The 20,953-nt window shown below is 39.8% G+C and carries 10 protein-coding genes and 3 pseudogenes; 7 read left to right on the top strand and 6 right to left on the bottom strand.

Annotated elements, in window-relative coordinates; genetic code table 11:
- The first annotated feature begins 386 nt into the window (after positions 1-386).
- Positions 387-3,947 (top strand): isopeptide-forming domain-containing fimbrial protein, encoded by a 3,561-nt coding sequence (locus tag JCM9152_RS21365; protein ID WP_052015790.1) that lies wholly within the window; start codon positions 387-389, stop codon positions 3,945-3,947.
- On the top strand, positions 3,881-8,356 hold the full coding sequence (locus JCM9152_RS08805) for an isopeptide-forming domain-containing fimbrial protein (protein WP_052015791.1): 4,476 nt from the start codon (positions 3,881-3,883) through the stop codon (positions 8,354-8,356). The genes JCM9152_RS21365 and JCM9152_RS08805 overlap by 67 nt, the downstream gene beginning before the upstream one ends.
- Before the next feature lie 249 nt (positions 8,357-8,605).
- Here the strand turns inward: JCM9152_RS08805 and JCM9152_RS08810 are convergent, their stop codons facing one another.
- A complete protein-coding gene (locus JCM9152_RS08810) occupies positions 8,606-8,926 on the bottom strand; it encodes an iron-sulfur cluster biosynthesis family protein (RefSeq protein WP_035343305.1) in 321 nt (106 codons plus the stop codon).
- 123 nt (positions 8,927-9,049) lie between these two features.
- On the opposite strand from JCM9152_RS08810, the gene JCM9152_RS08815 reads away from it, so the two are divergent.
- Together JCM9152_RS08815 and JCM9152_RS08820 are read left to right on the top strand one after the other, a co-directional pair.
- Positions 9,050-10,564, top strand: coding sequence for a carboxypeptidase M32 (locus JCM9152_RS08815; protein WP_035343307.1), 1,515 nt, complete (start codon positions 9,050-9,052; stop codon positions 10,562-10,564).
- 88 nt (positions 10,565-10,652) lie between these two features.
- Positions 10,653-11,123, top strand: a complete 471-nt coding sequence (locus JCM9152_RS08820) for a small multi-drug export protein (RefSeq protein WP_235715668.1) — start codon at positions 10,653-10,655, stop codon at positions 11,121-11,123.
- Positions 11,124-11,177: 54 nt separating this feature from the next.
- Here the strand turns inward: JCM9152_RS08820 and JCM9152_RS08825 are convergent, their stop codons facing one another.
- Positions 11,178-12,473 (bottom strand): DUF2254 domain-containing protein, encoded by a 1,296-nt coding sequence (locus tag JCM9152_RS08825; RefSeq protein WP_052015792.1) that lies wholly within the window; start codon positions 12,471-12,473, stop codon positions 11,178-11,180.
- 94 nt (positions 12,474-12,567) lie between these two features.
- On the opposite strand from JCM9152_RS08825, the gene JCM9152_RS08830 reads away from it, so the two are divergent.
- The 3 genes and pseudogenes from JCM9152_RS08830 (at position 12,568) to parC (ending at position 17,554) form a co-directional block, all read left to right on the top strand.
- On the top strand, positions 12,568-12,978 hold the full coding sequence (locus tag JCM9152_RS08830) for a CoA-binding protein (protein WP_035343312.1): 411 nt from the start codon (positions 12,568-12,570) through the stop codon (positions 12,976-12,978).
- Positions 12,979-13,172: 194 nt separating this feature from the next.
- Positions 13,173-15,126, top strand: a pseudogene (parE, locus tag JCM9152_RS08835) (DNA topoisomerase IV subunit B).
- A 2-nt stretch (positions 15,127-15,128) separates the two neighbouring features.
- Positions 15,129-17,554: pseudogene (parC, locus tag JCM9152_RS08840) on the top strand (DNA topoisomerase IV subunit A).
- A 422-nt stretch (positions 17,555-17,976) separates the two neighbouring features.
- On the opposite strand, the gene JCM9152_RS08845 reads toward parC, so the two are convergent.
- The 4 genes and pseudogenes from JCM9152_RS08845 to JCM9152_RS22315 all read right to left on the bottom strand — a co-directional run bounded on the left by JCM9152_RS08845 (position 17,977) and on the right by JCM9152_RS22315 (position 20,819).
- Entirely contained in the window at positions 17,977-18,384 is a 408-nt protein-coding gene (locus tag JCM9152_RS08845; protein WP_035343314.1) for a hypothetical protein, read from the bottom strand.
- Between the two features lie 445 nt (positions 18,385-18,829).
- Positions 18,830-19,327 (bottom strand): NAD-dependent epimerase/dehydratase family protein, encoded by a 498-nt coding sequence (locus tag JCM9152_RS08850; RefSeq protein ID WP_148296461.1) that lies wholly within the window; start codon positions 19,325-19,327, stop codon positions 18,830-18,832.
- 22 nt (positions 19,328-19,349) lie between these two features.
- Positions 19,350-20,482: pseudogene (locus JCM9152_RS08855) on the bottom strand (zinc-dependent alcohol dehydrogenase).
- A 187-nt stretch (positions 20,483-20,669) separates the two neighbouring features.
- Positions 20,670-20,819, bottom strand: coding sequence for a lmo0937 family membrane protein (locus JCM9152_RS22315; protein ID WP_148296462.1), 150 nt, complete (start codon positions 20,817-20,819; stop codon positions 20,670-20,672).
- Between the last annotated feature and the right edge of the window lie 134 nt (positions 20,820-20,953).

Consider the following 20,953-nt stretch of genomic DNA (forward strand, 5'->3'; position numbering starts at 1 on the left):
TAGTTCATTTAAAAAGTGGTTAAATTGAACTGTGAATTTATTCGAATTTTGTCAAAAAAAATCAGACGATAAGAACTATAGAAAGTTAAACATATTTATCCGATAAAGTAGATAATTAGAAAATCAATAAAAAATAGTAGATTCAATTCTTATTAAAAGGATTAACTCAAAATGGATAAAAACTGCTTATCACGAAGGTGACTTAAGTACAGTTAAATGTTCGATGAGGTCAGACTCTGTCTTAAAATTCTATTGAAAGGGGGTGGTATTTTACATGAAAGTACTTACGTTCCAATCAAAGAAAGGAGGGATAGTCATTTCGGAAAATTCACGATTAATCTTAAATTTTGGACTATGCAAAAAATAAACTGTTAGGAGGGGGAAATTTGGGAACTACATCTAAACGATTCATAAATAAGAAAATGAAATCGACTCTACAAAGCTCCTTCATTCTCTTGATGACCGTGCTCATCGTTTGTAGTGATGCTTTAGCGACCATTCCTATGATCGCAGTAGCAGAAGATACAGGTGCAGGCGTAGAAGACCTAGTTGTATCAAAAGATGTCGATGGTGAAGAAAGTAAAGAGGTGCTCATAGGACAAGACTTTTCCTATAACATTTCTGTTGAATTGCCTGAGGATGTATCAAGCTATGAATCTCTGATCATCTCTGACGCAATAGATTCACGATTAGCCATTCAAGAAACATCTACCTACATCAACGGGGAAGTGGCCGATACTTATCAAGTAACGGTAGATGAACAAAATGTTTCCCTTGAATGGACGAAAGAGCAACTTGAAGAGCTTGCGGGTAATCGAGCGACCTTACAGATCACAACGCAAGTGACCGAGGATGCTACAGTTGGAGAGGAAATTGATAATATTGCCCAAATTTTGCTTAATGGCGATACTCTTTTAGAAACAACCTCTGCTGTAGTCATACTAGTTGATCGTTCGGATGAGGAGTCTGAGAGTGAAGAAATCGTTATTGGCGTAAACAATGTTGAAGCCAATAACGTCTTAGAAATCAACGATGTAGATTCGTATGGCATTTCAAATAATGCGGATAGAACTACCCCTCAAATTCGTCAGTTTGATGGGGAAAATTTTGATTCAGATCCGAAGGCGATCTTATTTATTACAGGGATCCCTAATGGAGTGAACATGCACAATGGTTTGGCTATTCATCCGACCGAAGATATCTTCTATGCGTACGGTGGAGTCCCTGGTGATGAAATCCCTCATAGACTATATCAAATTACGCCAGATGGATCAGCCGAATATGTTGGAGATCTAGATGGTACGGCTGCTAATGCGGTCATTTCTGAAGATGGGACACGATACTACCATACCTATATAGAAAATGGGGTGCTTCTTCTTGGCTCTTATCACTTAGTGACAGGAGAGAAGGAGGCTATTCCTATCAATGGTTATGATAACGACGATGTAGGTGGAGATCTAATTATCGACGCGGATGGATATATTTGGTTTTCGAATAATACCGCTGGTTCGATTATTCAGATGGATCCACAAACAGCAGAGGTTTTACGTCAGGTTCCGATTACGAGTGGTGACGGTGTAGCCTTGCAAGGAGGGGTGAGAGGTCTTAGCTTTTTACCAAATGGTCAACTCTTATTGTCTAGTGGACCGGGGGCCCAAGGTAGCCAAAGGGCTGACTATTTTTCACTAGATCCAGAAACTTTGCAGACGACTTTTCTTGGGTCAGCCACGATAGCTGGTGATGGGAGGTTTTACCCATCCTATGATTTAGCTTCGCGCGTCTATCCTACATTCGATCCACTGCCTCCTGTGGTAGAAGCTGAGAAGTCAGTGGAATTGATTGAAAAAGGAGAAGGAAACTCCGACGGGGAAAAACCTGAAGTGGGAGACACGTTACGTTATACGATTCAAGCACGAAACACAGTAGAAAATAGCTTACTCCAAAACCTTGTCATCTCTGACACGATTCCAGAAGGGTTGGAATATGTACAAGGGACATTAAAAGTCGGTGGACAAGCTGTAACAGATGAAGCAGATGACGATCAAGGTCATTATGAAAATGGTGACGTGGTCGGTCAATTTGGCGACATAGCAGATACAGACTGGCATACGCTTGAATTTGACGTGATCGTCTTGCCGGGACAAGCCGGAAGAGACATTGACAATACAGCTTCGGTTGTAGGCAATAATATGGATGAACCGGAGGAACCGAGCGAGACCGTCGAGGTATATCCGCGGGATGGCCCTGTCATACAAGCCGAGAAATCAGTGTTTCCGGAGCATGAAGTATTTGACGGCGATGTCCTCACATACAACGTCACGGTTACAAATGTAGGGGAGCACATTGCGGCTAATACGGTCTTTGAAGACGCGATTCCTGAGGGTACCGAATATGTTCCAGGATCAATGAGGATCGTCACAGGCCCTAACGCCGGTGATCTAACCGATGAGGACGATGACGATGCGGGTCATTTTGACGGCGAAAAGATCATTATCGAGCTTGGCAATTTACAAAATACGACTGAATTACCTGATGGTATTACCGTACAATTTAGAGTCATTGCGTTAACGAGCCATATAGGCGAAACAGTCGTTAATAAAGCCGACGTTCACTATAGAAACTTACAAACAGATGAAGAACAAACAACCGAGTCAAATGAAGTGACAAATACTATTGTTGAAAGGCCGGTCATTGATGCTTGCGCAAGGCCTGTCTCGCTCATCAATGGTAGTTTTGAACAAGGGCCGGAAAGAGGAGGATACAACAACTCTTTCATGTTTTATGCAGACGAAGTGCCTGGGTGGGACACGACTGACAATAGTCAAGGACCTTACCTTATCGAAATTTGGGATTATGCGCAAAACTATCCATCTGTAGTCAGGAACTTTCCTGCGCCACCTGATGGCAATCGTTATGCAGAATTAAATGCATTTGACCATGGGTTATTGTATCAAGATGTAGAAACCACTCCAGGACAAACGATTTACTGGCGCTTTTCACATATGGGTCGCCAAGGGGTTGATACGATGCAAGTCCGTATCGGCCAAGTAACAGACAATCCATATGATACAACCGTACAAACACAAATGTCGACAGGGAATACAGCTTGGGAAACGTATACAGGTACGTATACCGTACCAGCAGGACAAACCGTGACAAGGTTAGGATTTGAGGCGGTTGCTACTGCTGGTGGTAACTTAGCAGCTGGAAACTTCTTAGACGACATTTTCCTCGGAACAGAGCCGTGCGTTGTTGTAGAAAAATCGGTTTCTCCTGAGGGAGAAGTAGTTGCCGGAGATGAATTGACCTACGAAGTAACGATTAAAAACGAAGGTGGAGACATCGCAGACGATGGGGATGCTGGCCATTTTGATGGTGACAAAGTGATCATCCAACTTGGGGACTTGCCGAATACGACGGATTTACCTGATGGAGTCACGGTACAGTTTAAAGTGACCGCATTATCGAGTCATATTGGTGAAACGATTGTAAACCAAGCCACCGTTAATTATAAAAACTTACTAACGGATGAAGATGAGACGACCGATTCCAATGAAGTCGAGACACCGGTTGAGTATAGAGACCCAGTACTCGAATCGGACAAAACAGCAAGCTTATTAGAAAAAGCGGATGGAAACACCGATGAAGACCATCCAGAAGTAGGCGATACACTTCTGTATACGATTGAGGCACGAAATACGATTGAAGACAGCCTCATTGAAAATCTAGTCATCTCCGACGTGATCCCAGAAGGGTTGGAATACGTGCCGGGAACGCTGAGAGTGAACGGAGAAGCTGTCACTGATGCGGAGGACGATGATGCCGGTCATTATGTTGATGGCGAAGTCATCGGCCAATTCGGGAATGTGACAGACACGGAATGGCGAACGCTAGAATTCCACGTCATCGTAGGGGAAGGTCAAGCAAGCAAGATATTGAAAATGTAGCGGTCGTCGATGGTGACAACATCGATGAGCCAGATAGACCGTCAGAGGAAGTTTTGATTTACCCACGCTTCCCTGCGTTGGAGTCAGAAAAAACAGCCATAAACGCAGACTTGTTAAAAGATCGATTCGAAGTAGGCGATACGGTCATCTACATGATTCGTACGCGAAATACGGTCTCTGAAAGTGTCGTTGAAAACCTAGTGATGTCGGATGTCCTACAAGAGGGGCTAACGTATGTCGAAGGCAGCTTGAACGTGAATCATGATGGGGAAAGCAGCTACGAGGATGGAACGATCACCGCCAACTTTGGTGATGTAACAGATACCGAGTGGCGTACGGTCACATTCCGTGCAACGATCGACTCTGGCTATGCGGAGCAGACGATCGAAAACATCGCTGTCGTCGATGGAAGCAACATCGACGAGCCAGATGAACCATCAACGGAATTCGAAGTGGAGCCGAAAGATCCCGTGCTTGAATCGGAGAAAGCGGCCACCCTTCTTGAGAAAGCAGATGGAAACACCGATGAAGACCATCCAGAAGTAGGCGATACGCTTCTGTATACGATACAAACGCGAAATACAATCGAAGATAGCTTAGTGAGAAACCTGATCATCCGTGATGCATTACCAGAAGGCCTTGAGTATGTGCCAGGCACATTAGAGGTTGATGGGGATGCTGTCACAGATACAGTGGATGACGATGCTGGCCATTATGATGATGGCGTCATTGTCGGGCAGTTCGGCGATGTCCGAGATACAGACTGGCATACGGTGACGTTCCAAGTGACCATAGGAGAAGGGCAAGCAAGTCAAGATATTGAAAACATCGCGACAGTCGATGGAGACAATATCGATGAGCCGGACGAACCAAGTGAAGAAGTGCTGATTTATCCGCGTGTACCGAATGTGGAATCAGAAAAGACAGCGGAGAACCTTGAGGAAGGGAAAGAGAACTTTCACGTAGGGGATACGGTTGTTTATACGATTCGAGCGCGTAATACAGTCCGTGAGAGTGTCGTTGAAAACTTTGTGATCTCAGATGCGCTTCCAGAAGGGCTTAGCTATGTCGATGGAAGTCTAGACGTGAGTCATGATGGTGAAGGTAGCAACGAAGACGGAACGATCATCGCCAACTTTGGTAATGTGACTGATACGGAATGGCGTACGATCACGTTCCATGCGGTGATTGATGCAGGTCAAGCGGAGGAGACGATTGAAAACGTGGCAACGGTCGATGGCGGTAATGTCGATCCAGAGAATCCACAACATGAAATAACAGTCGATCCGAAAGATCCGCAACTAGAATCGGAGAAAACAGCTGAATTAGTTCAAAAAGCAGCTGGTAATACAGATGCTGATCACCCAGAAGTGGGGGATACACTCCTGTATACGATTCAAACGCGTAATACAATTGAAGATAGCATAGTGAAGAATCTGATCATCCGTGATGAATTGCCAGAAGGCCTTGAGTATGTGCCGGGCACATTAGAGGTTGATGGTATAGAAGTGACAGATGAAGAGGATGGCGACGCCGGGCATTATGTGGACGGTGAAATGGTTGGGCAGTTTGGTGATGTCAGAGATACGGACTGGCATACGGTGACGTTCCAAGTGACCGTTGGTGAAGGCCAAGCAAGCCAAGATATTGAAAACATCGCAACAGTGGATGGAGACAATATCGATGAGCCAGATAGACCGTCAGAGGAAGTGATGATTTACCCACGTCATCCGGTCTTAGAGTCAGAAAAAACAGCCATAAACGCAGACTTGTTAAAGGATCGATTCGAAGTAGGCGACACGGTTATCTACATGATTCGTACGCGAAATACGGTCTCTGAAAGTGTCGTTCAAAACCTAGTAATATCGGATGTCCTACAAGAGGGTCTCACGTATGTCGAAGGCAGTTTGAACGTGAGCCATGATGGTGAAGGCAGCTACGAGGATGGGACGATTACCGCCAACTTTGGTGATGTGACAGATACCGAGTGGCGTACGGCCACATTCCGTGCAACGATCGACTCCGGCTATGCGGAGCAGACGATCGAAAACATCGCCGTCGTCGATGGAAGCAACATCGACGAGCCAGATGAGCCATCAACGAACATCGAAGTGGAGCCGAAAGATCCAGTGCTTGAATCGGAGAAAACGGCAACGAATCTAGACGAATCGAAGGATCGCTTTGAAGTAGGCGACACGGTTATCTACACGGTTCGCACACACAATACGATAGAGGATAGCTTGGTCGAGAATCTGACCATCACGGATACACTGCCAGAAGGATTAACATATGTCGATGGAAGTCTTGACGTGAGCCATGATGGTGAAGGCAGCTACGGGGATGGAACGATTACCGCCAACTTTGGTGATGTGACAGATACCGAGTGGCGTACGGCCACATTCCGTGCAACGATCGACTCTGGCTATGCGGAGCAGACGATCGAAAACATCGCCGTCGTTGATGGAAGCAACATTCCTCAGCCAGAAGAACCATCAACGGACATCGAAGTAGAGCTGAAAGATCCGGTGCTTGAATCGGAGAAAACGGCAAACTTAGTAGAAAAAGGCGAAGGAAACACCGATGAAGAGAATGCAGAAGTAGGCGATACGCTTCTGTACACGATTCAAACGCGTAATACAGTAGAAGATAGTTTAGTGAAAAACCTAATTATTCGTGATGAACTGCCAGAAGGCCTTACCTATGTGCCTGGCACATTAGAGGTTGATGGAGAAGCTGTCACAGATGCAGTGGATGACGATGCTGGCCATTATGATGCTGGCGAAATCGTCGGTCAATTCGGCGATGTCAGCGATACGGACTGGCATACCGTCACATTCCAAGTGACAGTTGGAGAAGGTCAGGCAAGTCAAGATATTGAAAACATCGCAACAGTCGATGGCGATAATATTGATGAACCTGATCACCCAAGCGAAGAGGTTTTGATCTATCCACGTGAACCAAGCCTAGATTCAGACAAAGTAGCGGAGAACCTTGAAGAAGGCAAAGAAGTGTACCATGTTGGAGACACAGTCGTCTATACGATCACGGCACGAAATACCGTACGTGAGAGTGTTGTCGAAAACTTTACGATTTCCGATCAGTTGCCAGAAGGCTTACGCTTTGTGGAAGGAAGTCTAGAAGTGAGACATGGTGGAACAGCCGAGTATGAAGGTGGAACAATTACCGCTACCTTTGGAGAAGTAACGGATACGGACTGGCGTACCGTCACATTCCAAGCAGTGATTGAATCTGGTCAAGTAGGAAGCGAGATCGAAAATGTCGCTACGGTTAGTGGTGACAATGTCGAGAATCCTGAAACTCCAGAGCATACTATCACGATTGATCCTAAGACGCCACAGCTAGAATCGGAAAAAGAAGCCGAACTAGTGGAAAAAGCGGAAGAAAATACAGATGTTGAAAATCCAGAAGTAGGCGACACATTGCTGTATACGATCCAAGCGCGTAATACAGTAGAAGATAGTTTAGTGAAAAACCTGATTATCCATGATGAACTTCCAGAAGGCCTTAACTATGTGCCTGGCACATTAATGGTCGATGGGGAAGCCGTCACCGATGAAGAGGATGGGGATGCAGGCTATTACGTAGATGGCGAAATCGTCGGACAGTTCGGCGATGTCAGCGATACGGACTGGCATACCGTTACATTCCAAGTGACAGTTGGTGAGGGACAAGCAAGTCAAGATATTGAGAACATCGCAACGGTAGATGGCGATAATATTGATGAACCTGATCACCCAAGCGAAGTGGTGCTCATCTATCCGCGTGAACCGAATTTGGAATCAGAAAAGACATCTGCGAACCTAGAGGAAGGGAAAGAGGACTTCCACACAGGGGATACGGTTGTTTATACGATTCGAGCGCGTAATACAGTCGGAGATAGCGTCGTCGAAAACCTTGTCCTTTCCGATGTCCTTCCAGACGGACTACGCTATGTCGAAGGAAGTCTTGAAGTCAGCAACGGTGGAACAGGAGACTACGCAGATGGTGTCATTACGGCAAGCTTTGGGGATGTGTCAGATACAGACTGGCGTATGGTCACGTTCCAAGCAACGATTGAAAGCGATCAATCAGGAAACACGATTGAAAACGTGGCAACCGTTGAGGCTGACAATGTGGGAACACCAGGAACTCCATCTGAGTCGATTACGGTGGAAAAAGAACCAACACCTCCACCACAGGAACCAGAGGGGCATCAGCCAGAACCAAATCCTGAAGTAAAACCACAACCAGAAAAGCCGGAAGACAAAGGTGATGAATCAAAGCAACCTGAAGAGACATTACCAAATACAGCAACGAACAACTTCAATATCTTCCTACTAGGCTTCATATTATTGTTAGCTGGAGCTGGCATAGTGTATTGGAGAAGGAAGAAAGTACGTATAGAATAAGACGAGGAAGAAGCCAAGACATAACTAGCTATAAGTAATGAAAAAGGTGAATTTGAGCGTGCTCAAATTCACCTTTTTCTATTTTGCGTGTAAATTCTTCTATTACCATAGTTATTGGGCAGTGAATTTTCTTACATTTTCTCTTTATTTTTATAAAGGTTGTGGATCTGAATGGCGGATTATTCTCATAGTGAAATGGAGCGGAAGTCACTCGACCTTTTCATTTCAGAGAAAGGGTTTGTCCTAGCCTCATTTTGTCACTTTTATTTGTTCTGGATGATCCAAATGGTCGAAACTAGAATGTTTAAATTGAACATAATCGAGATCCTCATTATAATTAATTTCCATCCCATCGAAATACCAATAATCATCTTCAGTAACAAAAAAAGTAATATTTTCTTTTATCACCTTAAAACATTTAGAAGGTGGTTCTTCTTTTATCACACCTACCGAAAAACCTCCAGATCCAACTCCACCTACACGTACAAATAGACGTAAGGAATCACCAGCTTGAAGGGGGATTTCTTTTTTATATAAATAAGCAGCTTCTTGAGATATGTTTAAATGCAATGGTTTCTTCCTCCTAACTTGTCTCCACCTTATCATACAATACGTAACAATTCTACATTGATAAGAGGGATTTCATTTCTTACATCGAAAGTAATGATATGATAAAAAAAAAGAGGTGATCATATGTCAAACATTCAAGCATTAGAAAAAGAATTTAGGGAGTACGTTAAGAAAATAGAAGATTTTAATGAAGCTCTTTCTGTACTTGCTTGGGACTCGAGAATCGGAGCTCCCAAAAAAGGAGTGCAGCAACGTTCAGAAATAATAGGAACATTATCAACTGAAGTGTTTCAATTATCAACATCTAATCAAATGTCTAATTTTATTGAGAAGCTAACAGAAAAGGATGTTTACAAACAGCTCTCAATTATTACTCAAAAGACAGTAGATGAATGCAAAAAGAAGTATGAGCGAAACGTAAAGATACCAAAGGAAGAGTATAAGCAATACGTTATGTTACAGGCTGAATCAGAATCAATTTGGGAAGAAGCGAAGGATCAAGCTGACTTTGACATGTTCCGACCTTACCTTGAGAAGCTTCTAGAATTTAAAAAGAAGTTTATTCATTATTGGGGATACAACGAGCATCCTTACAATACATTACTAGATGATTATGAACCAGGAATCTTCGTCGATACGATTGACCACGTTTTTTCTGAGTTGCGTGACGGCCTTATTCCTCTAGTAAAAGGAGTGTCGGAATCTCCTCATCAGCCTCAGACGGATTTTATTTATCAACCATTTTCAAAAGAACAACAAAAGCATTTAAATATAGATATTTTGAATGAGATGGGTTATGACTTCTCCAAAGGACGGTTAGATGAAACTGTACATCCTTTTGCAATTGGAATAAACCCTAACGATGTTCGAATTACGACGAAATATAAAGAAGACGATTTTAAGCTTGCTTTATTTGGTACGATTCATGAGGGTGGCCATGCGTTATATGAACAAAACATTTCAGAAGAGTTAATCGGGACGCCTTTATGTGATGGAACCTCAATGGGAATACATGAGTCTCAATCATTATTTTGGGAGAAATTTATTGGTAAGCATTATTCTTTTTGGGAGCGAAATTATCAAGTATTAAAGAAGCATTCGAATGGACAGTTCGACGATGTTTCATTGGAGCAATTTTATTTTGCCATTAATGAAGCAAAGCCATCTCTTATTCGAATCGAAAGTGATGAATTAACCTATTGCTTACATATTATTCTTCGCTATGAATTAGAGAAATCGTTAATTGAAGGCAGTTTAGATGTGAAGGACTTGCCTGAAGCTTGGAATGAGAAAATGAAAGAATATTTAGGTGTAGTTCCCAATCATAATGGAGAGGGCGTGCTCCAAGATGTCCATTGGTCCTTTGGTGCATTCGGTTACTTCCCATCCTATGCACTTGGCTACATTTATGCTGCACAAATCAAAGAAGCCATTGTTCGTGACCTTCCTCAATTTGATCAATATATTAGCCAAGGAGATTATACATTGATTCACGAATGGTTGAAAAAGCATATTCATCAACATGGAGCCATGAAGAAACCAGCTGAAATCATTAAAGATATCACTGGTAACGGCATTAACGCAAAGCCGCTTTTATCGTACTTAAATGAAAAATACCGTCGCTTATACCAATTTTAAGCTTAAAAGTACACACGAGCTTTTAGATTGTCTTATTTTTACTTTGTATGTTATATTCATTTCCATGAATATAAGGAAGTGAATGAGCATGTTAGAATTTCTATGGATGTATACACTCATATTTCTATTATCAGCTATCCCATTATTAGAAGCGGTTATAGTCATACCATTTGCCATCTTTGCAGGTATGCCTGCTGTACAAGTGACGATTGTCGCTTTAATTGGAAATTTAGTAACCGTCTATTTCATTATTATCTTTATTGAGCAAATAAAAAAATGGCGAAAAAATAAAAAACCTTCAAAGAAATCAACGGAAAACCGCCGCTCGCAAAGAGCCGAACGTATTTGGAAAAAGTACGGACTACCTGGGCTGGCTATTATTGGTCCCTTAATCGTCGGAAGTCATATTACAGCTTTAATGAGCTTAACCTTCGGTGGTACAAAAAGAGGGGTCACTTATTGGTTAACGTTTAGCTTAATCGGCTGGTGTGTTTTAGCAGCTATTCTTGCCCATTTAGGCTTTGATTTATTTAATACACGAGACCGCGAGTTATTCTAAAGGATAGAAAGTGACTATCTTAGTGAAGTTATATAAAGATAGTCACTTTTTTACTTAGAGTGGTTTAAAATGATTAAATTGATTCGTTTGAATCGCAAGCTTTTTTAATTTTGAATTGATAAATGAACGGTCTAAATCGAGTAACGTTTCTGAATGGATCGCTCGTTGAATATACTGTGAAAAATCCCAAATCAACTGCTTAATCTCTTGATTGTTTTGTGATGCAATCAATGCTAGTGAGTCGATCATCGCAGCCACAACAGAAATATCCTCAATACCATAATGTTTAATTTGATAATAGCAACGATATAAGTAATCGGAGAAACTCCTTTGCTTATTAATGACCCTTAAGCTTTTGTAATCGTCATTGTAATACGATCGGTGCAAATTTTTACTTGCTAGCGTTGATAATATTCGCGCTAAAGCTTTAATCCCATTAATAGCGGTATTTGGATCATTAATACCTGGTGAGAGTGCTCTCAATGTAATCTCGACAAGCTTTGTTAATCCAAAATCGATATCCTGAATAGTCGCTCTTTCATCCGCAAGGTGAAATAATTTTCTATATTGCTTAGGATCCATCTTATCTCGATCTCCCCAATAAGAAAGTAAAGACATTCCCTTTTCAATGTAATCACCTAAACTAACTTCTACCTTCACAATACTATCATCAGCTCTTGCTTGAGCGATTAATCCCTCTATTTCAATGACAAGTAAATAACCAGAATGATTAGCTTGAATGTACAACGGATCGGTTAATTTAATTTCTTCACTTTCCCAATCTTTCCATGGTTCATCCCGATTCGTTAGTTGTTCATCCTCATAATATTGATGAACAGCATGAATGGTTTTGGCTGTAATATGATGCATTAAATTACTTACTTGAATCCACTTACCGACATGGTGTATAAAGAAAACAAAGAAACCAACACAAATCATGGCGTAAAGTACAGCAAATATCGGAGAAATAAAATAATCGCCTTGATCGTTTTGAAGCAATAGTAATAAAATTAAGGAGTATAAAAAGCCGCCGATAAATATACCTAAAATACGCTGCGTGTAGACATCCGTTAAGAAGTCTTGCATCGTTCTCGGTGAAAATTGAGATAAATATGTTGTAAGTACAACCATAATTGTCGAAAATGAAATCGTTGTCATCGTTAACAAAGAAGAAGCTATTGTACTTAGGAGCGATTGTGCTAAGCTTTTATTAATGAGAAAAAGAGGAACGTGAAGAAATTGATCTAAAAATGCAGTCATAATAGCTAACATGACTGAAACCGTTCCATATAAAGCAGGAATAAACCAGAAATGATTTCTTAAGAAAAGGATTGGTTTGATCGCCTTCATGTTTCATTTCCTCCATGATTTGAGACATCGTATTGTTTAGTATTTGGAAAGAACGGTTAAATAATGATGAAAATATGTTTCTAGGAGTGATAAAATGAAAAACCCAACCGATATACAAATTAAAGGACTACTTGAAGAGAGTAAAAGGATTGCTGTTGTCGGATTATCAAATAACCCTGCACGAACCTCCTATCAAGTAGCAAAATTCATGCAAAATGCAGGATTTGAGCTTATCCCTGTTAACCCGACAATCGAAGAAGCACTGGGGGTAAAAGCGGTCGCCTCATTAAAAGATATACGTGGTACAATCGATATTGTAAATGTATTTAGAAGAGAGGAATACTTACCAGAAATAGCCAAAGAAGTTATTCATATCAAAGCAAAATCATTTTGGGCGCAATTAGGTATTGAGAATGAAGAAGCATATTCATTATTAAAAGAACAAGAAATACTCACAATTATGAATCGCTGTATTAAAGTCGAATATGCCAGACTTCAACATTGATCATTTATTCACTTCAAACAATATTAAGATTTCATGAAATATTTATGCAGGAATTTAAAAAGTGTTTGCGAATAATGAAATAACCGCTACAATAGATAAGGCAACCTAGTGGTGTTTATAGAAACATTTGTTCGTGTGTGCTACAATGTTTTTGTAGCACGGTGAAAGGAGTACACAATTTGGTAAGGAATCAGATGGAATATAATGATGAATCAATTCAAGTATTAGAAGGATTAGAAGCTGTTCGTAAAAGACCAGGTATGTATATTGGTAGTACGGACGCTAGAGGGCTTCATCATCTCGTTTATGAAATTGTTGATAATTCAGTAGATGAGGCCTTAGCGGGGTTTGGCGATTCAATCGAAGTAACCATCCACCGTGATCAGAGTGTCTCTATTTCTGATCACGGTCGAGGCATGCCTACTGGGATACATAAATCAGGGAAGCCTACACCAGAGGTCATCTTGACAGTCCTTCATGCAGGAGGCAAATTTGGCCAAGGTGGTTATGCAACTAGTGGAGGACTTCACGGTGTAGGTGCTTCTGTCGTTAATGCTTTGTCTGAATGGTTAGTAGTTGAAATTAAACGTGACGGTCATATTTATAAGCAGCGTTTTGAGAATGGGGGGAAACCTGTTACTAGTTTAGAGAAGGTTGGAAACACTAGAAAAACAGGAACAACTATTCATTTCAAGCCAGACTCGTCTATTTTCAGCACGACTACTTATAACAGTGAAACGTTAACAGAACGTTTACGAGAAGCGGCTTTTTTATTAAAGGGGTTACGGATTAAATTAACCGATTTACGCGGGGAAGGATCGGAGCAAGAGTTCCATTTTGAGAACGGAATTGAAGCCTTTGTTGAATATTTAAATGAAGATAAAGAAACGTTAAGTCCAGTTGTCTTTTTTTCTGGCGACCAAAATGATATTGGTGTTGAATTTGCTTTTCAATTCAATGATGGCTATACAGAAAATGTCCTATCTTTTGTTAACAATGTACGTACAAAGGATGGAGGGACACATGAGCTAGGGGCTAAAGCGGCAATGACTCGTGCCGTAAATGAGTATGCTCGTAAAGTAAAGCTGCTTAAGGAGAAGGACAAGAATCTTGACGGCTCTGATATTCGTGAAGGCTTTACAGCGATTGTTTCCGTTCGAGTACCTGAACAGATGCTTCAGTTTGAAGGACAAACAAAAGGAAAATTAGGAACTCCTGAAGCTCGTTCTGCTGTTGATGGAATCGTATCCGAAAAGCTATCGTATTTCTTTGAAGAAAACCCTGATGTTAGCACAATGTTAATTAGAAAAGCGATTAAAGCAGCGCAAGCACGTGATGCGGCTCGTAAAGCTCGTGAAGATGCTCGATAATGGAAAAAAAAGCAAAAGGAAAGATGTCTTACTTAGTGGTAAATTAACTCCAGCACAATCAAAAAACCCAAAGCGAAATGAACTGTACTTAGTTGAGGGAGATTCTGCGGGAGGTTCAGCTAAGCAAGGTCGGGATCGGAAATTTCAGGCTGTCTTGCCACTACGAGGAAAAGTGATTAACACTGAAAAAGCTAAGCTTGAAGATATCATGAAAAATGAAGAAATTAGAACGATTATTCATACCATTGGAGCTGGAGTCGGTTCTGATTTTGATCTCACGGATGTTAATTATGACAAAGTCGTTATCATGACAGATGCCGATACAGACGGAGCTCATATTCAAGTGCTGCTTTTAACGTTCTTTTATCGTTATATGCGACCACTTATAGATTCTGGCAAGGTGTATATTGCCCTACCTCCACTATATAAAGTTAGTAAAGGTAGTGGAAGAAAAGAAGTGGTGGAATACGCTTGGGATGAGCGTGAATTAGATGCAAAAATAAAAAGTGTTGGTCGAGGTTATATGTTACAGCGTTATAAAGGTCTTGGAGAAATGAACGCAACCCAGCTATGGGAGACAACGATGGATCCGACAACTAGAACATTAATACGTGTGAAATTAGAAGATGCAGCTCGCGCTGAAAAACGTGTGACTACGTTAATGGGTGATAAAGTGGAGCCACGCCGTAAGTGGATTGAATCCCATGTCGCATTCGGACTTGAAGAAGAGTCAAATATACTAGAAAACGAAAATTTAGCTATTATTGAGGAGGAGTAAGCTTGGCACAAACAGAGCGTTACTTAGATCTTCCTTTAGAAGAAGTTATCGGCGATCGTTTTGGCCGATATAGTAAATATATTATTCAGGAACGTGCATTACCTGATGCCCGTGACGGATTGAAGCCTGTACAACGTCGGATATTATATGCGATGCATAAGGAAGGGAACACAGCGGATAAGCCTTTCCGAAAGTCGGCGAAAACAGTCGGAAATGTAATCGGTAATTACCATCCTCATGGAGATTCATCTGTGTATGATGCTATGGTACGGATGAGTCAAGAGTGGAAAGTACGGAATATTTTAATTGATATGCACGGAAACAACGGTTCAGTTGACGGTGATCCAGCAGCTGCTATGCGTTATACAGAAGCAAGATTATCGAAAATCGCTTCCCAATTATTACGTGATATTGATCGAAATACAGTTGATTACATTCCAAATTTTGATGACTCTGAGGAAGAACCCGTTGTTCTTCCTGCAATGTTTCCAAATTTACTTGTCAATGGATCAACAGGAATTTCAGCAGGATACGCAACGGATATTCCACCTCATCACTTAGGTGAAATCATTGATGGGGTTATCATGCAGATGGAAAATCCGAACGTAACTTTAGATGATTTACTAACGATTATTAAAGGACCTGATTTTCCTACAGGTGGGATCGTGCAAGGATTAGATGGGATAAGACAAGCTTATCGAACAGGTAAAGGGAAAGTAGTCGTTCGGGCTAAAACAGAAGTCGAACAGTTAAAAGGCGGCAAGGAACAAATTACGATTACAGAAATCCCTTATGAAGTAAACAAAGCGAATCTAGTGAAAAAAATGGATGAGCTACGTTTGATAAAAAAGTCGACGGAATTGCCGAGGTTCGTGACGATACGGATCGAACAGGTATGAGAATCGTAGTTGAATTAAAAAAAGAAGCAGATGCAAATGCTATTTTAAACTATTTGTTTAAAAATACTGATTTACAAATTACATATAACTTCAACATGGTGGCCATTTCAAGAAAAGCCCCTAAACTCATGGGGCTTCAAGAACTGATTCAGGCTTATATTGATCACCAAAAAGAAGTCATTCGTCGACGTTCACAATATGACCTTGAAAAAGCGAAAGACCGTCAACACATCGTTCAAGGTCTTATGAAAGCTATCTCGATATTAGATGATGTGATCGCAACGATTCGTTCATCTAACGATAAAAAAGACGCAAAAAATAATTTAATCGCTCAATACGAATTTACCGAATTACAAGCTGAAGCTATTGTGAATTTACAGCTATATCGATTAACAAATACCGACATTACCACGCTTGAAGAAGAAGCTGCCGATCTCGAAAGACGCATTCACGAGTTAGTAGCGGTCTTAGCAAGTGAGAAAAAGCTTATTCAAGTGATCAAAAAAGATTTAAATAAAATCAAGAAAGACTTTGCTGATGCTAGGAGAACAGAAATAAAAGCAGAAATAGAAGAAATAAAAATTAACATGGATGTATTAATCGCTTCCGAAGATGTAATGGTAAGTGTTACCCATGAAGGATATGTAAAAAGAGCTAGTTTACGTTCCTATACAGCTTCAAATGGCGAATTACCTGGAATGAAAGAAGGAGACCTTTTACTCGGTTATTACGAAATGAACACAACCGATACACTCGTTCTGTTTACTAAGTTAGGTAATTATCTATACATCCCTGTACACGAATTACCAGATATCCGCTGGAAGGATATGGGGCAGCACGTAGCTAATATTGTTTCTATTGATCGTGAGGATGAAATTATTGCAGCTATGCCTATTAAAGAATTCTCAGAGCAACAATCCTTATTATTCGTCACAAAAAATGGAATGGCAAAACGTTCACAATTATCATTGTATCAAGCACAACGCTATTCTAAGCCGTTAATGGCCATTAAATTAAAAGATCATGACGAAGTGGTTTCCGTATTCAAAACAAACGGTGAGCAAGAGCTATTTATTGCGACAGCTCAAGGTTACGGATTATGGTTTAGTGAATCAGAAGTAAATGCTGTCGGTCAACGAGCGGCTGGCGTGAAGGGAATTAATCTAAAAGAAGACGATTATGTCGTCGATGCAAACATGTTCTCATTAGAAGAGAATGTAGAATTCTTAATTGTGACACATCGTGGGGCAGCAAAAAAAGTATCCATTAGTGAATTTGATAAATCTACAAGAGCTAAAAGAGGATTAATGATCTTAAGAGAATTAAAATCTAATCCACATAGAGTGATTGCATGTAAGAAAATTAGTAATCAAAATAACGAGATTTATCAATTATTGACAGACAAAGGTCATATAGAAAGTCTGGAATCGAAGAGTATTCGTAAAAGTGACCGATATAGTAACGGTTCATTTATTGTCGATACGAATCACGTAGGTTTAGTTACAAAGGTGTTAAAACAACTCATGTAGAAAGAATGATTTCATTATCTAAGCCATGTCATTTAATGGCTTAGATAATGAACATGAATAAAATTCAAATTTCATCTCAAAACTCAAGAAAACTTCATAAAATGAGATATTTTTTATTTTTTTCGTTACTTCCGATAATATATATTATGTAAACTAGATAATGATTTTGTTTTTAGTTAGTCTGCTGTTTCGTTGTTTGTTGTTGTACAGCGCAACAAAAAATCATTTGTTAATGATAGCTATTGTTCAACTATCGCCACCGCTGAATAGTCTTTATACAAAATAAGGTTATCCCATACCATACTTATAGAGGATAACCTTCATCATTATTCAATTACTCATACTTTAAGTTATATTGCGACAACTATTCTGGTCTATTAATCTCCTATGACCAAAGCTTTCACAGGTATTTCAATAGAAAATTATTCTGTATGAATAATAAACTGTTTTGTCCCCTTATCAACCATAAATTCCTCTTCATATATCATTTCTGCTGTTCCCTCACGTAATTTATCCTTATCTATATCAGCATTAGGATCTATTTCAAAAACCTTTACGATATACAAAAGGTCATTTTCAATAACTACTTCTACTTTTTGCCTATCTGTAAGATATAAGAACTTATTAGCCTCAAACTCTTCTTGGTCGTCCCTCCAAATTGCGTGTTCCCCAATATATTGACGTTCTTCCAGTGGTCTAATTTCTAAAATGTACTCTTGCACAATATTATCTCGCACTGAAAACTCAACTTCCGAAATATATTCATCATGCCTATTATCAGAATAACAAGATATCAATAGCAAAAATAGTAACATACTACTATATTTCATTATTTCACATCCTTTTATTGTCTTTTCTGGATTTTATGATATCATAAAATGGAAAATAAAAACAGAAAAAAAGAGAGTTCGCCATGTTAAAACTTAAACTTCTTATTACCACAATAAAAACATCAAACACAATCTATAAATTCCATTCGTTTGCTTGGAGAAGTTACTCCTATTCCTATTAATGAGAAAATGAATGATGAGTTTAATAACTTAATGCCCAATATTGATCATAGTTTAATAGAGACTATAAACCTCATGAACGATAATAAGGTGCGAATCAATAACACTACTGTTGAACATATAACAGCATAGCTCTCACATCTGTTTATTAACATAAAGTTCTAATTTAATTTCAATGGCTCTTTTCATGAAGAAAGACGCTTTCCTTATTTCAGAAAAGCGCCCTAAGCATCCATACTGGAAATCGAGGTAAGCAATTTCTAAATCACTCATTTATTGTTTTGTAATAGCCGTGCGCAATATCTTCTAATACCGGTTTCCCTTTTGGCTCCCATCCAAGCATTATCCTAGCTTTTTCAGCATTTACCCTACTATTGGAACCAAAAGCATAATGTGCTCCCTCTGCTCCCCATTCACTGATAGCATCGTCAATTGACATACTTTTTGTTTGATTTCCTAGCTCAAAAGTTTCATTTATTGTTTCAGCAAGCTCTTTAAAAGATACCTCTCCATTTTCAGCAAAATAAAATGATCCAGAAGGTGCATAATACAAAGCCAATACATACAGTTCTACAAGGTCATCAATATGAACAGTGGACCATACATTCTCGCCTTTTCCAATATGATGGGCTGTCCCTTTCTTTAGTGCAAAATGAATCATTCCAGGTACTTGGATACTTTCTCTTTTTATTCCTCTACCTTCCCCATAAATTAGTGCAGGACAGATGACAATTGTACGTATATTCTTATTCGCAGCTGTAATGTACCTTCTCCAGTTTGTATGACTATGGTTTCAAAATCACTTTCACACAATTGTCTTCCTTTTTATTAAAAATGTGATAACCATGCGCTGCCTGTTCTAAAGGCAGCGTATGAGTAATAATTTTTTTAGGATTAATGTCACCTTTAACGATTTTGTCATAAAGAAGTGGCATAAAATGACGTGCCGGTGCTTGCCCCATTTTGAGCGTGATATTCCGAGAGAAAAAAGGTCCTAGTGGGAACATATTGTATAGACCGCCATATACACCCGTTAATTGCACCGTTCCCCCTTTTCTAACTGCCTTTGTTGCTATTTGAATAGGTCCTAAAGTACCGCCTTGCAATTTCAATTTTTGTTCGGCCCACTCAAGTGGTGATTTTTTCCCATCCATTCCAACGCAATCAATAACGACATCTGCTCCCCCTTTCGTCGTGTCCTTCAATACTTCCCCCATATCTTCGTACTGAGTAAAATCAAACACTTCCGTTTTGTTGATTTTTTTTGAATGCTCAAGTCGATTTTGTATGTAATCGACGGCAATAACTCTAGAGGCTCCTCTGTCCCACGCAAACTGTTGTGTCATCAGTCCTACTGGTCCAGAACCTAATACAACAACGGTATCACCTTCCTTAACGCCAGCATTTTCAATACTCCAATATGCTGTAGGAAGAACATCAGACAAAAATAATAATGATTCATCGTCTAATTCACAATTCTCAGGAATAAGAAACGGCGTATAATTCCCAAACGGAACATGCAGATACTCCGCTTGACCACCTGGATAATTGCCGAATTTTTCAGAATACCCAAAATACCCGCCCGAATCATAATGAGGTTAGCATGATCACACTGACTTTCCAAGTCACGATCACAGAAATAACATGATCCACATGCAACAGTGAACGGAATGACAACACGATCTCCCTTTTTCACACTTGTCACATTAGAGCCCACTTCCTCAACAATCCCCATCGGTTCATGTCCAATTGTATAACCAATCGGTAGTGGGAAATTTCCTTGGTATAGATGCAGATCAGATCCACATATAGCCGTAGATGTTACTTTAATGATGATATCATCGTTCTTTTTAATAGTAGGATCTTTCACTTTTTTAACAGTAACTTCATATTTACCTTGATACGTAACTGCTTTCATTTTTAACTCACCTCCATTAATCGTAGTATTTGTCATTACCTATCAAAACATAACTAAGGTCACGTAATACTTTCTACATGAGCTTTTTTTGAAACATCAATTTCTTATAAATGAATAAGAAAAAAAGTAATAGAACCTAATGTAAGATAACATAAGGTCCTATTACTAGGCTTTACCGATTAACAAATTAAACTGGTGATTTCCCTCTAATAATTCGAATGAGCAATGTCACAACTGCTATCACAAGCAAAATATGAATAAACCCATTAAGAATGGTTCCAGACACCATTCCAAGTATCCACAATATAAGCAATACAAGAAAAATGGTCCAGAGCATACTGTTTCCTCCTTTAGTTTATTGATTTAACTTTCTATTCCCTTGTTCTAAAAAAGAAAACATCGAATAGGTCAAAGCGGCTTTTTATTTACGCTATACATTGTTTTACTACGATACTGACTTCTCTTCATATT

This window comes from Halalkalibacter hemicellulosilyticusJCM 9152, from assembly GCF_000513115.1.
GTDB lineage: Bacteria > Bacillota > Bacilli > Bacillales > Bacillaceae_D > Halalkalibacter > Halalkalibacter hemicellulosilyticus.